Source organism: Collinsella aerofaciens (genome assembly GCF_009876115.1).
Classification (GTDB): Bacteria; Actinomycetota; Coriobacteriia; order Coriobacteriales; family Coriobacteriaceae; genus Collinsella; species Collinsella aerofaciens_N.
The window spans coordinates 1-15,229 of sequence record NZ_WWSY01000009.1 but is presented as its reverse complement, the minus strand read 5'-3'; the positions used below and the strand labels follow the sequence as shown (position 1 = coordinate 15,229).

General features: G+C 60.8%; 9 protein-coding genes. All 9 read left to right on the top strand.

The window, feature by feature from the left end; translation table 11 throughout:
• The first annotated feature begins 128 nt into the window (after window positions 1–128).
• The 9 genes from GT571_RS06030 (at window position 129) to rpsJ (ending at window position 15,113) form a co-directional block, all read left to right on the top strand.
• The gene (locus GT571_RS06030) at window positions 129–1,037 is read left to right on the top strand and encodes a UTP--glucose-1-phosphate uridylyltransferase (protein ID WP_089572499.1); all 909 of its coding nucleotides are present in this window, start codon (window positions 129–131) and stop codon (window positions 1,035–1,037) included.
• 287 nt (window positions 1,038–1,324) lie between these two features.
• Window positions 1,325–4,816, top strand: coding sequence for a DNA-directed RNA polymerase subunit beta (rpoB, locus tag GT571_RS06025; protein WP_199584270.1), 3,492 nt, complete (start codon window positions 1,325–1,327; stop codon window positions 4,814–4,816).
• A 6-nt stretch (window positions 4,817–4,822) separates the two neighbouring features.
• Window positions 4,823–9,301: a DNA-directed RNA polymerase subunit beta' gene (locus GT571_RS06020; RefSeq protein WP_338400645.1), complete on the top strand. Its 4,479-nt coding sequence runs from the start codon at window positions 4,823–4,825 to the stop codon at window positions 9,299–9,301.
• 310 nt (window positions 9,302–9,611) lie between these two features.
• Window positions 9,612–10,130, top strand: coding sequence for an RNA polymerase sigma factor (locus GT571_RS06015; RefSeq protein ID WP_192934655.1), 519 nt, complete (start codon window positions 9,612–9,614; stop codon window positions 10,128–10,130).
• Window positions 10,081–11,157 carry a DUF4179 domain-containing protein gene (locus tag GT571_RS06010; RefSeq protein ID WP_161156073.1) on the top strand — a complete coding sequence of 359 codons (1,077 nt, stop codon included), beginning with the start codon at window positions 10,081–10,083 and terminating at the stop codon, window positions 11,155–11,157. The genes GT571_RS06015 and GT571_RS06010 overlap by 50 nt, the downstream gene beginning before the upstream one ends.
• A 543-nt stretch (window positions 11,158–11,700) precedes the next feature.
• On the top strand, window positions 11,701–12,078 hold the full coding sequence (gene rpsL / locus GT571_RS06005; protein WP_006235012.1) for a 30S ribosomal protein S12: 378 nt from the start codon (window positions 11,701–11,703) through the stop codon (window positions 12,076–12,078).
• 73 nt (window positions 12,079–12,151) lie between these two features.
• The gene (rpsG, locus tag GT571_RS06000; protein WP_006235013.1) at window positions 12,152–12,625 is read left to right on the top strand and encodes a 30S ribosomal protein S7; all 474 of its coding nucleotides are present in this window, start codon (window positions 12,152–12,154) and stop codon (window positions 12,623–12,625) included.
• A gap of 19 nt (window positions 12,626–12,644) precedes the next feature.
• Window positions 12,645–14,744, top strand: coding sequence for an elongation factor G (gene fusA / locus GT571_RS05995; RefSeq protein WP_022094183.1), 2,100 nt, complete (start codon window positions 12,645–12,647; stop codon window positions 14,742–14,744).
• A 60-nt stretch (window positions 14,745–14,804) separates the two neighbouring features.
• Window positions 14,805–15,113 carry a 30S ribosomal protein S10 gene (rpsJ, locus tag GT571_RS05990; protein WP_022094184.1) on the top strand — a complete coding sequence of 103 codons (309 nt, stop codon included), beginning with the start codon at window positions 14,805–14,807 and terminating at the stop codon, window positions 15,111–15,113.
• Window positions 15,114–15,229 lie beyond the last annotated feature (116 nt).

The window sequence follows — 15,229 nt, the reverse complement described above, 5'->3', positions numbered from 1 at the left end:
AATTGCGTTTGCCTTACGGCGACGTATGTCTCCGGCGGTAAGATACTTCGGTATCGCAATTTGGTCTGCGGCCGCTGTGCCGCACGCATAGGGCGCATTCTGCGCCTGCGAAAGGATCCTTGAATAACATGAAGGCAATCATCCCCGCCGCCGGTCTTGGCACGCGTTTTCTGCCTGGCACTAAGTGCACGCCCAAAGAGATGCTGCCGGTGCTCGACAAGCCGGTCATTCAGTATGTCGTCGAGGAGGCACTCGACCCCGAGGAGGTCGACGATGCCATCATCGTTACCTCTCCTGGTAAGCCCGAGCTGCTGAGCTACTTCCAGCCCGATCGCTCGCTCGAGAACCTGCTGCGCGAGCGCGGCAAGAACGCCTATGCCGATGCCGTCGCCCACGCTGGCGGTATGCCGGTCGACTTCCGCTATCAGTACGAGCCCAAGGGCCTCGGCCATGCTATCCGCTCTGCTGCCGACGCCGTGGCAGGGGAGAACTTCCTGGTTCTTCTGGGCGACTACGTTGTGCCTAACCGCGACATCTGCGACAAGATGCTCGCCGTTTCCAAGGAGCACGGTGGCGCTTCGGTTATCGCCGTCGCTGCTTGCTCGCCCGAGGAAGTCAGTCGCTACGGCGTTATCGCCGGCGAGCGCGTCGGTTCGCTCGAGGGCGCCGAGGGCGTTGCCGATGCCGAGCCGGGCGCTGTCTGGCGCATCGGCGGTCTGGTCGAGAAGCCTGCTCCCGAGGCGGCTCCGTCCAACCTGTACATCGTCGGCCGTTACCTGCTGAGCCCGCTGGTCATGGACCTGCTCGCCGATCAGCAGGCTGGCAAGGGCGGCGAGATCCAGCTGACCGACGCCATGGCACGTTCGCTCGATCGTGAGGCCATGTACGCTGTCGTCATCGACCCGCTTTCGGGCTACGACACCGGCACCCCGTCTGGCTGGATGGCCACCAACGCCCTCATGGCCGCAAGCGATCCTCGCTTTGCCAGCGCCTTCTGGGACGCCATCGACGAGCGCGGCGGCTTGATGCGCAAATAAGCCTTCGAGCATCGACATTTACGGGTGCAGACTTCGGTCTGCACCCGTTTTTTATAAGAGCTGCGATTGTCGGCTCTCTGTTCACAGAAAATATATGAACAGGTGTTCGATGTACACCTATCTACCTGCGCATTTTCTGTCGAAAAACTTTGCTACTCCAAAAACTCAATCGCGTCAAGGCTTTTCTTGCCCAACGGTCGGTACCTGATAAACTATTAGGTTGCGATAACTGGCGAAGCTATGCCTCGCCAACCCACCGAGCATTTCCGTGAAGGAGGAAAAACCTGGTGACCTACGCATACACTGCCACTGAGCGCAAGCGCGTCAGCTTCGGGAAAATCCCGGAGGCCATGGAGCTCCCCAACCTTATCTCTGTTCAGAGGGAATCCTTTGAGCGTTTTAAGGACGAGGGCCTTCGTGAGGCGTTCAAGGAATCCAGCCCCATCCAGAGTCAGAACCATGTTCTCGAGGTTACCTTCGGCGAGCATCAGTTCGGCGACCCCGCGCACACCGTCGAGGAGTGCCGCGAGAAGGATATGACCTATCAGGCTCCGCTTCTGACCGACGTCCGTCTCACCAACAAGGAGACCGGCGAGATCAAGGAGCAGCTCGTCTTCATGGGCGACTTCCCCATGATGACCGATCAGGGCACCTTCATCATCAACGGTACCGAGCGTATCGTCGTCTCGCAGCTCGTCCGCTCCCCGGGCGTGTACTACAGCTCCGAGATGGATTCGGGCAAGCAGATCTACAAGGCCCAGATTATCCCGTCCCGCGGTGCCTGGCTTGAGTTTGAGGTCGACAAGCGCGACCAGCTCATGGTCTCTATCGACCGTAAGCGCAAGCAGAGCGCCACGATGTTCCTGCGCGCCCTTGGCATCGCCGTCACCAACGACGACATCATCGAGCTGCTCGGCAACTCCGATGTGATCAAGCGCACCCTGGAGCGCGACACCGCCCTCACTCGCGAGGACGCCCTCATCGAGATCTACCGTCGCCTGCGCCCGGGCGAGCCTCCCACCGTGGACGCTTCCCGCAGCCTGCTCGAGGGTCTGCTCTTCAACCCGCAGCGCTACGACCTGGCCCGCGTCGGTCGTTACAAGGTCAACAAGAAGCTCAACCTCACCACCGAGGAAGAGGTCACGGTGCTCACCGACGAGGATATCGTCGCGACGCTGCGCTACCTCCTGTCCCTCGCTGCCGGCGAGCAGGGTTTCAAGGTCGACGACATCGACCACTTCGGCAACCGCCGCATCCGTACCGTCGGCGAGCTCGTCGCCAACCAGTTCCGTATCGGCATGAGCCGTATGGAGCGCGTCGTCCGTGAGCGCATGAGCTCCCAGGACATCGACGAGATCACCCCGCAGTCGCTCATCAACATCCGCCCGATCGTGGCCTCCATCAAGGAGTTCTTCGGTTCCTCGCAGCTCTCGCAGTTCATGGACCAGGCGAACCCCCTGACCGGTCTGACCCACAAGCGCCGTCTGTCCGCACTCGGCCCTGGTGGTCTTGCCGGCCACAAGTCCGGCTCCAGCCGCCGCACCAACGTGCCGACGGCCGTCCGCGACGTTCACAACTCGCACTACAGCCGCATGTGCCCGATCGAGACCCCCGAAGGCCCCAACATCGGCCTGATCGGCTCGCTCGCCCTCTACGCCCGCGTCAACGAGTATGGCTTCATCGAGGCCCCGTTCCGTCGTGTCGAGAACGGCGTTGCCACCGACCAGATCGACTGGATGACCGCTGACGAGGAAGAGAAGCACGTCATCGCGCCGGCCAACACGCCGCTCGATCCCAAGACCAACGAGTTCATCACGACCGATGCTGAGGGCAAGATCGTCCGTCCGCACGCCGTGATCGCCCGTACTCGCGACTTCGACGGCTCCTTCGGCGCTCCCGCCGACGTGCCCGTCGAGGACGTCGACTACATGGACGTCTCGCCGCGTCAGATGCTCTCCGTCGCAGCCACGCTGATCCCGTTCCTTGAGCACGACGACGCCAAGCGTACGCTGATGGGCGCTAACATGCAGCGTCAGGCCGTGCCGCTGGTTCACCCCGCCGCTCCCTATGTCGGTACCGGCATGGAGCGTCGCGCCGCTCTGGACTCCGGCGAGGTCACCTTGGCCAAGAACGCCGGCGAGGTCATCTTTGCCGACGCCGCCAAGATCATCGTTAAGCATGCCGGCGGCATGGACGAGTATCACCTGGCCAAGTACCAGCGCTCCAACCAGTCCACCTGCATCAACCACCGTCCGCTCGTGCGCGTCGGTGACACCGTTGAGCAGGGCGAGCCTCTGGCCGACGGTCCTTCGACCGATCACGGCGAGCTCGCACTGGGCCAGAACCTCACCGTGGCCTACATGCCGTGGGAAGGCTTTAACTACGAGGACGGTATCGTCGTGTCCGAGCGCCTGGTGGCCGAGGACCTGCTGACGACCATCAACATTACCCGTCACGAGATCGACGCCCGCGACACCAAGCTCGGCCCCGAGGAGATCACCCGCGAGATCCCGAACCTCTCCGAGGACATGCTTGCCAACCTCGACGAGGACGGCATCATCCGCATCGGCGCCGAGGTCGGCCCTGGCGACATCCTGGTCGGCAAGGTCACGCCTAAGGGCGAGAGCGCTCTGACCGCCGAGGAGCGCCTGCTGCGCGCCATCTTCGGTGCCAAGGCCCACGATGTCCGCGATACCTCCCTTAAGATGCCTCACGGCGCTTACGGCCGCGTCATCGACGTCGTCCGCTTTAGCCGCGAGAACGGCGACGACCTGGCCCCCGGCGTCAACGAGCAGGTGCGCGTCTACGTCGCCCAGCGTCGTAAGATCCAGCAGGGCGATAAGATCGCCGGCCGCCACGGCAACAAGGGTGTTATCTGTAACGTTCTGCCGGTCGAGGACATGCCCTACATGGCTGACGGTACCCCGATCGACGTTATCCTCAACCCGCTGGGCGTTCCTTCGCGTATGAACGTCGGCCAGCTGCTCGAGTGCCACCTTGGCTGGGCTGCCGCCTGCGGTTGGGATACCGAGCAGGCCGACTCCGACAAGTACGTCCCCGGTCCGTTCTTCACCGCGACGCCCGTCTTCGACGGCGCCAAGGAGGACGAGATCGCCGAGGTCATCCGTCGTGCCAACAAGAACATGCTCAACAAGGCCACCGCTGCCTTTGGCGATCACATGCGCCCCGAGTTCGTCACCCAGCTTGACGAGCGCGGCAAGACCCGTCTGTTCGACGGCCGCACCGGCGAGGAGTTCCGCGAGCCCATTACCGTGGGTACGTCCTACATCCTCAAGCTCGGCCACATGGTCGACGACAAGATCCACGCTCGTTCGACCGGCCCTTACAGCCTGGTTACCCAGCAGCCTCTGGGCGGCAAGGCTCAGTTCGGCGGCCAGCGCTTCGGCGAGATGGAAGTTTGGGCACTGTACGCTTACGGTGCTTCCAACGTCCTGCAGGAGATCCTGACCGTCAAGTCCGACGATACCGTGGGCCGCGTCAAGACCTACGAGTCCATCGTCAAGGGCGAGAACGTTCCTGTCCCGGGTATCCCCGAGTCCTTCAAGGTTCTCGTCAAGGAGATCCGCTCCCTCGCACTGGACATCGAGCCCATGCACGATGCCGACGAGGACGCCTCCGCCCCTGTGACCGCCGAGGAGACCTCCGCTCTCGACGACCTGGCTGCGCTCGCCGGCGTTGACGCCGACGTCGAGGCCGAGGATGCCGAGACCGCCGAGGCACCCGAGGCTGTCGCCGCCACGACCACTGATAAGGAGTAGTTGACTGTGGCAGATTTCGAAGCTACTGATTTTGACTCGGTAAAGATCTCCCTTGCCTCCGCCGACCAGATCCGTTCCTGGTCGCACGGTGAGGTCAAGAAGCCGGAGACCATCAATTACCGTACCCTCAAGCCCGAGAAGGACGGCCTGTTCTGCGAGAAGATCTTCGGTCCCGCCAAGGACTGGGAGTGCTCCTGCGGCAAGTACAAGGGCATCCGCTTTAAGGGCATCGTCTGCGAGCGCTGCGGCGTCGAGGTCACCTCGGCCAAGGTGCGTCGCGACCGCATGGGTCACATCGAGCTCGCCGCTCCCGTGTCCCACATCTGGTACTTCAAGAGCCCCACGAGCTTCCCGATGAGCCGTATGCTCGACATCAAGTCCAAGGACCTCGAGAAGGTTCTGTACTTTGCCAGCTACATCATCACCGAGGTCGACTATGAGGCCCGCGAGGCCGACGCCGACGACCTGCGCGAGGAGCTCGCCGCCGATCTGGAAGAGATCGATGCCGAGTGCGCCCGCCAGATCGAGTCCCTCAAGGAGCAGGGCGACCCCGAGAACTTTGACGAGTTCTCTGACGAGGAGCCGCTGACCCCCGAGGAGATCGCCTCTGGCATCGTTGACATCGAGGAAGAGTGCAAGGACGAGAAGCAGCTCCGTACGGACGCCTTCAACGCCTTCATGAAGCTCACCGAGCGCGACCTCATCTCCGATGAGCCGCTGTTCCGCGAGATGACCCGCTACTACTCCATGTACTTCAAGGGTGGCATGGGTGCCGAGGCCGTCCGCGACCTGCTCGCTGCCATCGACCTCCCCTCCGAGGCCGAGAAGCTCAAGGCCATCATCGCCGACGAGGACTCCCAGAAGCAGAAGCGCGAGAAGGCCGTTAAGCGCCTCGAGGTCGTTGACGCCTTCCTGAAGGGCGGCAACAGCCCCGCGAACATGATCCTGGACGTCATCCCGGTCATTCCGCCCGATCTGCGCCCGATGGTCCAGCTCGACGGCGGCCGCTTCGCCGCGTCCGACCTCAACGACCTGTACCGTCGCGTGATCAACCGTAACAACCGACTCAAGCGCCTGCTCGACCTGGACGCCCCTGCGATCATCGTGAACAACGAGAAGCGCATGCTCCAGGAGTCCGTGGACGCCCTGTTCGACAACGGCCGTCGTGGTCGCCCGGTCTCTGGCCGTGGCGGTCGCCCGCTCAAGTCGCTCGCCGAGGCCCTCAAGGGCAAGCAGGGTCGCTTCCGTCAGAACCTGCTGGGTAAGCGTGTCGACTATTCCGGCCGTTCGGTAATCGTTACCGACCCCAAGCTGCTGCTGCACCAGTGCGGTCTGCCCAAGACCATGGCGCTGGAGCTCTTCAAGCCCTTCGTCATGAAGCGCCTGGTCGAGCTTGGCAAGGTCGAGAACATCAAGGGCGCCAAGCGCGCTATCGACCGCGGTGCCACCTTTGTGTGGGACATCCTCGAAGAGGTCATCGACGGCCGCGTCGTGCTGCTCAACCGCGCACCGACCCTGCACCGTCTGTCCATCCAGGCCTTTGAGCCGGTGCTGGTCGAGGGCAAGGCTATCCACCTGCACCCGCTGGTCTGCTCGCCCTTCAACGCCGACTTCGACGGCGACCAGATGTCTGTCCACGTGCCGCTGTCCAGCCAGGCTCAGGCCGAGGCTCGCGTGCTCATGCTCTCTGCGAACAACCTGCGCTCGCCGGCATCCGGCAAGCCGGTCAACATCCCCTCGCAGGATATGATCATCGGTGTGTACTACCTGACCCAGGTCCGCGACGGTCTGCCGGGCGAGAACCACGTGTTCGCCAGCTTCGACGACGCGCTGCACGCCTATGACTGCCGTTCCGAGGTCGACATGCAGGCCAAGATCCAGGTTCGCGTGTCAGCTGCCGATGCCAACGTCATCAACGAGGACGGCACCCGTATCTTCCGCGTCAAGAACGGCAAGAACGAGTTCGTCGACTACGACGTCACCGGCAACAAGACCGCTCGCTTCGAGACCTCTATCGGCCGCATTATCTTCAACCGTCAGTGCCTGCCCGAAGACTACGAGTTCATGAACTACAAGATGGTCAAGGGCGACGTGGCCAAGCTGGTTGCGGACTGCTGCGATCGTTACCCCGAGGCCAAGGTCGGCCCGATCCTCGACGCCATCAAGTACTCCGGCTTCCACTACGCTACCCGCGCCGGCCTCACCATCTCGGTGTGGGACGCTCTCATCCCTGCCGAGAAGCAGGAGCTGCTCGACCGCGCCCAGGCCAACGTCGACCAGATCAACGAGTACTTCGAGGAGGGCTTCATCAACGAGACGGAGCGCCACATCGAAGTCGTTAACGAGTGGACCGCTTGTACCGATAAGGTTGCAGCGCTCATGCTCGACATGTTCGACGAGGAGAACCCGCTGTACATGATGGCCGACTCCGGCGCCCGTGGTTCTAAGACCCAGCTGCGTCAGCTCGGCGGCATGCGTGGCCTGATGGCAGACATGTCCGGCGAGACGATCGACCTTCCCATTAAGGCGAACTTCCGCGAGGGCCTGCTGCCGCTCGAGTACTTCATTTCGACCTACGGCGCCCGTAAGGGCCTGGTCGATACCGCATCCCACACCTCGGACTCTGGTTACCTGACCCGTCGTCTGGTCGACGTGGCCCAGGACGTCATCGTCCGCGAGGAGGACTGCGGTACGCACGAGGGCGTCACCTACAACCTCATCATCCCCGGCACCACCGACCTCAACACCGACCTCGTCGGCCGTTGCTTCATCGAGGACGTCGTGGCTCCCGATGGCACCGTGCTCTTTGAGCAGGACGGCTACATCGAGAAGGTCGCCGACATCCAGAAGATGGTCGATGCGGGCCTCAAGAAGGTTAAGCTCCGCGCGCTGCTCACCTGCCGCTCCAAGTACGGCGTGTGCCAGAAGTGCTACGGCTGGGATCTTTCCACCCGTCGTCCGGTCGCTATCGGTACCGCAGTCGGCATTATTGCCGCCCAGTCCATCGGCGAGCCCGGTACGCAGCTTACGATGCGTACCATTCACTCCGGCGGCGTCGCTGGCGTCGACGATATTACGCAGGGTCTGCCTACGGTCAGCCGTATGTTCGATATCGTCGGCAACGTCAACGAGAAGATTCTGGGTCGCGAGGCCGAGCTGGCTCCGTACTCCGGTCACCTCTCGATTAAGCCCGAGAAGTCCGAGTACGTGCTGACGCTCACCGACTCCGAGGATCACACCCGTGTCCTTGACGAGCGTCGCGTCCCCGCTTCGGTGCGCTTCATGCCCGAGATCGAGGACGGCTGCGAGGTTCGCGCCGGCGACCAGATCACCAAGGGCTTCGTCAACTTCCGCAACCTGCGCAAGCTGACCGACATCGAGTCGACGATGCACACCTTCGTCGAGAGCGTCAAGGACGTCTACACCAGCCAGGGCGTCGACCTGAACGACAAGCACATCGAGGTACTCGCACGTCAGATGCTGCGTCGCGTTCAGATCACCAACCCCGGCGACTCCAAGTACCTGCTTGGTCAGTACGTCGACCGCTACGAGTTCGCCGACGAGGTCGAGCGCGTTGCCCGTCTGGGCGGTCAGGCTCCCGTGGCCGAGCCCGTCATCCTGGGTACGCTCAAGGTCGCGTCCAACATCGACTCCTGGCTGTCGAGCGCTTCGTTCATCCGCACCGCCGGCGTCCTTACCGAGGCTGCCATCGAGGGCAAGGTCGACCACCTGCTCGACCTTAAGTCCAACGTCATCGTCGGTAAGAAGATCCCGGCTGGTACTGGCCTCAAGCCGTACGCCAACGCCAAGCTGACGTATCGCACGGCCGACGGCTATGTCGACATCGACGGCCCGGCTTCGCCCAACGCCAAGTCGCTGCCCGAGTGGGCTCCTGTGGAGCTCAAGGACCTGGACGAGCAGCTCCCGCAGCAGCTCGATTGGGCCGGCTACGACGAGTTCGGCGGTGCTGACGGGTCGTTCACCCGCAACGGCCACACCATCTCCGCCGAGAAGGCTCGCCTGTACCTGTTCGACGACCTGGGCGTGTCGCAGCGCTGGACCAACAAGTTCAGTGAGATCGGCATCGAGACGGTCGGCGACCTGGTCGGCAAGTCCGAGGAGGATCTGCTGCGCATCGATGGCATCGGTGCCAAGGCGATCGAGGAGCTCCGTGACGGCCTGGAGGCCCACGACCTGCTCTACATCCTCGAGAACAACGACGACGTTGCCGACGAGGAAGACCTCTCGCAGCTGCTGCAGATGGTCTTTAGCCCCGACGGTCCGGACGACATCCTGCTGGGCACCTCCGCCACGCCGTCGCATCACGCCGACGCCGACGAGGAGCTCCTGGGCGCCCCGATCGACGACAAAAAGGCTCCTGCCAACGGTGCCATCAACGAGGACATGGCTTCCCTCGACGAGCTGCTCAACCAGCTCGTGGACACCGACGACGCCGAAGAGGCCAAGGACAACGACGAGGAGTAACTAGTTCCGCCGTTCTAACGAACGGCGGCAACCTCCGTCGCTGCGCGGCCCCCAGAGCTACAATCTGTCATTCAAAAGGCAGGGCATGACCAAAAGGTCAATGCCCTGCCTTTTTCATGCCACCTTGTACGCTCTGGGGGCCGCTCGCTTGCGTATGCTCAACCTGTTGCGTTCCGTTGATCCCTTGCCAAAAAGGGACGGATTAATTTTGGTAGGTTTTTCCTGCTTGAATTTGAAACATTTAGTCCGGCAAGAGCGTATCTATGGTGAGGGCCTCATCGAGAACCATTAACGTCACCGGGAGGTGATTATGGAAGAACAAGCATTTAGACTGGCGGTCGAAGATCACCGGGATGTCGTGTTTCGAATCGCGTTGACGTACCTGCGCGATCGCGCCGATGCCGACGATGTTGCACAAGACGTCTTTCTTAAGTTGCTCAAAAGCGATACGCATTTTGAAGGCTGGGAGCATCTTCGTCGATGGCTTATCCGGGTCACGATCAATGAATGCAAATCTCTCTTTCGAAAGCCGTGGAGGCGTGTGGAGGATATTGAGAACCTGGCCGATTCGCTTTCGACGGCGCAGGAGGAGACCAAGGCGGTCCTATCAGACGTTATGCGACTTCCGGAGCGATTCCGTGTTCCCATCGTGCTCTATTACTATCTGGGCTTCTCGACTTCAGAGATTGCCGAGTTGCTGCATGTGCCAGCCGCGACCGTTCGAACGCGTTTAGCTCGTGGTCGATCGAAGCTCAAATTCATCCTAGAGGAGGGCGACCGTGAAATCCAATCAAATCAAGCAGGCCTTCGAGTCCATCCAAGCCGATAGCGATCTTGCCGACCGTGTTATTGATGCTGCTGCGGGTGAGCCGCTTCATCGAAAGGGCCACGCGAAGCCTCTGTATGTTGCCGTGATCGGATGTCTTGCCGGAGTGCTGGCGACCGGAGGGGTCGCCTACGCCGTCGTCAATTCCAGTTATTTTGCCTCTGCCTGGGGAAACCATGGCAACGGAGAGTCCGTTACCTGGACAAATGGCGGCTCGTCGGGGACGAAATATACCTACACCAGAGAGTTTGGTGATGGTATCGCGCCCCAAAGCTTGGAGGGTTCAGTACAGAAGGTCAATCTGTCCGTCGAGGGCAACGGCTACACACTCGACATTCATGATATGGCTATCGATAAAAACGGTTGCGGTGCTGTGACGTTTACATTGTCCAATCCGAATGGCGTTAACTACTACAAGCCGGCGGCAGAGCTTGGCGAACTTGTTCTCTATGGTGAAGAAGAAGGGGGCGTCAGTACACCCAGCATGAACTTCGGCGAGGAATGGGCTGATACACGCTGCACCATTGATAAAGACACATCAAGCGACACGGTCATTAACGGCACGATGTACTTTGCATCTTGGAATCGCGATCGAGATTTACGACATGCGGTCACCTGGAATATCAGTTGGACGGAGGGCAAAGGTGAGGATGCGAAGGTGATCGAGGTATCGACGCCAGAGTTTAACGTCGGAGCGCACGTCGATACAAAGGAGCTCCGCTCCGACGACTCGCCTCTCGAGATCAGCCCGTTTTCCATCCAGACGCACATCGATGATCTGGGCTATGAAGCAGTTGATCATAAACTGACCGTCAGCTACAAGGATGGGTCAGAGCAGATTATCGAAGATGACGACGCAGGGGCGTACAATTTCTATGTTTCGATGGCACGCAATAGCGGAGAGAACATCTGGGTTCCGACAAAACTGATCAATGTCGATCAAGTGGTCTCGGTAACCCTTGAGGGCACGAGGTACACATCAACGGGGGAGACCGAAACGAAAGTACCCTTTACTATCGTCTATTCGTAAGGTCTAGGCCGCTTCCCAAGAGGGGAAGCGGTCTATTTTGCGTTATATGGATGGTTAGATTGAACGCTATTTGTCTGATTATCGGAAGAACGTGGCAAATGGATGCGGATCACCGTGAAGAGCGGCGTTTTCCCAGATAAAACCGACCAAAATAAACCTGTCCCTTTTTGGCAGGTAACGTTGCCCCGACGAGCACGTCGGATTCCCGGCCCGGACGGCGCGGGGTTAAGTTTGTCGCGAGTTCCGCACGAGCCGGAGAGCACTTAATGTGCTCTCCGTGCGAGCCAGGACTGTAGAGCAGCAAACTTAACCCCCGCGCCGTCCGGGCCGGGAATCCGCCACCGCGCACAGGAGGGGATTCCTTTTGTGTAGGCTTTGCGGAAATGTGCCATTTTTGGGATACGCCCGGCGGCGTGGTCTGTTGACGGCACAGCTAACGCCACGTATCCTATCGAACTGCGTGTTTCGTAGGGGGATGCTGACCCCTCGATTCAAGCCGTTGCACTTTACAGAAAGCTGGAATCATTCGAGAAGGAGTACGCTTTGCCTACTATTAACCAGCTGGTTCGCCAGGGCCGTCGTTCCGTGCCCAAGAAGTCCAAGAACGCTGCTCTGCAGCACAACTCCCAGAAGCGCGGCGTGTGCACCCGCGTCTTCACCACGAGCCCCAAGAAGCCGAACTCGGCTCTTCGTAAGGTTGCCCGTGTTCGCCTTGTCAACGGCATCGAAGTTACTGCTTACATCCCGGGTGAGGGCCACAACCTGCAGGAGCACTCCATCGTGCTCGTCCGCGGCGGTCGTGTCCGTGACCTCCCTGGTGTCCGTTATCACGTCATCCGTGGCGCCTACGACGCTGCTCCGGTCCAGAACCGTATGCAGGCCCGTTCCAAGTACGGTGCTAAGCGCCCCAAGGCTAAATAAGCCAGATAACGTTTTGATACTTTCGCCGTGTGCCGCCTAAGGGCCGCACGGTAGACACTTAAGGAGATTTCACATGCCGCGTCGTGCAGCAGCTAATCGTCGTGAGGTTCAGCCTGACGCCGTTTACAACAACCGCCTGGTGACTCAGCTCATCAACAAGGTCCTTCTTGACGGCAAGAAGGCCACCGCTGAGCGCATCGTTTACACCGCTTTCGAGATCGTTGCCGAGAAGTCCGAGGGTGGCGACGCTCTCGCTACCTTCAAGAAGGCTATGGACAACGTCAAGCCCACGCTCGAGGTTAAGCCCAAGCGTGTCGGTGGCGCTACCTATCAGGTCCCGATGGAGGTCAACTCCCGTCGTTCCACCGCTCTGGGTATCCGCTGGATCGTCAACTTCTCCCGCGCTCGCAAGGAGAAGACCATGGCCGAGCGTCTCGCCAACGAGATCCTCGACGCCTCCAACGGCCTGGGCGCTTCCGTCAAGAAGCGTGAGGACGTCTTCAAGATGGCCGAGGCCAACCGCGCGTTCTCTCACTATCGTTGGTAAGTTAAGGTAAGGAACTAACATGGCTAAGCCTAAGTACAAGCTTTCCGATACCCGTAACATCGGCATCATGGCTCACATCGATGCCGGTAAGACCACCACGACCGAGCGTATTCTTTACTACACCGGTAAGACCCACAAGATCGGTGAGGTCCATGAGGGTGCTGCCACCATGGACTGGATGGTTCAGGAGCAGGAGCGCGGCGTAACCATTACCTCCGCTGCTACCACGTGCTTCTGGAACAAGGACGGTAAGGACTACCGCATCCAGATCATCGACACCCCGGGCCACGTTGACTTCACCGCCGAGGTCGAGCGCTGCCTGCGCGTCCTCGATGGCGCTGTCGCCGTCTTCGACGCCGTTGCCGGCGTTCAGCCCCAGTCTGAGACCGTTTGGCGTCAGGCTTCTACCTTCAACGTCCCTCGCATCGCCTTCATCAACAAGTATGACCGCGTGGGCGCTGACTTCTTCAACGCTATCGAGACCATGAAGGATCGTCTCGACGCTAACGCCGTGGCCGCTCAGGTCCCGATGGGCGCCGAGGACAACTTCTGGGGCGTTATCGACCTGGTCACCATGACCGCATGGGACTTCAAGGCCGACGAGAAGGGTATGACCTACCCCGAGCCGATGGACGAGATCCCGGCTGAGTTTGCCGACATCGCTGCCACCAAGCGCGAGGAGCTCCTTGACGCTGCTGCCAGCTTTGACGACGAGCTCATGGAGAAGATCCTCATGGAGGAGGACTTCACCGTCGAGGAGCTCAAGGCTGCTCTGCGCAAGGGCGTTCTGGCCAACGAGCTCAACCTCGTCTTCGTGGGTTCCGCCTACAAGAACAAGGGCGTTCAGGAGCTGCTCGACGCTGTCGTCGACTACCTGCCCAGCCCGCTCGACGTTGAGGCCGTCACCGGTACCGATCCGGACACCGGCGAGGAGATTCAGCGTCATCCTTCCTTCGACGAGCCCTTCTCCGGCCTGGTCTTCAAGATCATGACCGACCCGTTCGTCGGTAAGCTCACCTATGTCCGCGTTTACTCCGGCCGCGCCGAGTCCGGCTCTTACGTGGTCAACGCTTCCAACGGTCAGCGCGAGCGCCTCGGCCGCATCCTCGAGATGAACGCCGCCGAGCGTATCGACCGTGACGACGCTGCCGCCGGCGACATCGTCGCTTGCGTCGGCTTCAAGAACTCCACCACCGGTGACACCCTGTGCGCCGAGGGCAAGGAGATCGTCCTCGAGAAGATCGAGTTCGCTAAGCCCGTTATTGACGTTGCCATCGAGCCCAAGACCAAGGCCGAGCAGGACAAGATGTCCCTGGCTCTGACCAAGCTCGCCGAGGAGGACCCGACCTTCCAGGTGTCCACCAACCACGAGACCGGCCAGACCATCATCGCCGGCATGGGCGAGCTGCACCTCGAGATCATCGTCGACCGTCTGCTCCGCGAGTTCAAGGTTGACGCTAACGTCGGTAAGCCCCAGGTTGCCTACCGCGAGACCGCCGGTCACGACGTCGAGAAGGCTGAGGGCAAGTTCGTCCGTCAGTCCGGCGGTCGCGGTCAGTACGGCCACGCCGTCATCAAGCTCGAGAAGATGGAGGAGGGCTTCGGCTACGAGTTCGTCAACGCTATCGTCGGCGGCGTCGTGCCCAAGGAGTACATCCCGTCCATCGACAAGGGCATCCAGGAGGCCCTGAACACCGGTGTTATCGCCGGCTTCCCGGTCCTCGACGTTAAGGTCACCCTGTTCGACGGTTCTTACCACGAGGTCGACTCCTCCGAGGCCGCCTTCAAGATCGCCGGTTCCATGGCTATCAAGGACGCCCTCAAGAAGTCCGACCCGCAGCTGCTCGAGCCGATCATGGCTGTCGAGGTCGAGACCCCCGAGCAGTACATGGGCGACGTCATGGGCAACCTCTCCGGTCGCCGCGGCAAGATCGAGGGCATGGAGGATCGCAAGAACAGCAAGCTCATCCGCGCCAAGGTGCCGCTGGGCGAGATGTTCGGTTACGCTACCGACCTTCGCTCCCAGACCCAGGGCCGTGCATCCTACACGATGCAGTTCGACTCTTATGAGCCCGCGCCCAAGTCCATCGTGGACGAGGTCATGAGCAAGAACGCCTAAGTTCGAGCTCCCTGTTACGTAATCCGCGAGAACATCTCTCGCACTCTTTGGAGGTTTAAGTTGGCTACCCAGAAGATCCGCATTCGCCTCAAGGGCTATGATCACGAGGTCGTCGATCAGTCCGCGAAGCTCATCGTCGAGACCGCTCAGAAGACCGGTGCTCGCGTTTCCGGTCCTGTCCCCCTGCCCACCGAGCGCAACCTGTACACGGTTATCCGCTCGCCGCACGTGAACAAGGACTCCCGTGAGCAGTTCGAGATGCGCACCCACAAGCGCCTCATCGACATCCTCGACCCCACCTCGGGCACCGTTGATTCGCTCATGCGTCTCGACCTCCCCGCTGGCGTCGACATCGACATCAAGCTCTAAGCGATATCGCTCATAGCTTACAGAGCCCCGCTGCCATTATGAACTGCCTCCCATTTCTTGGACACAAGAAATGGGAGGCTTTTTTATGGCTGGAAACGCTTTGTACGACGTCGGGA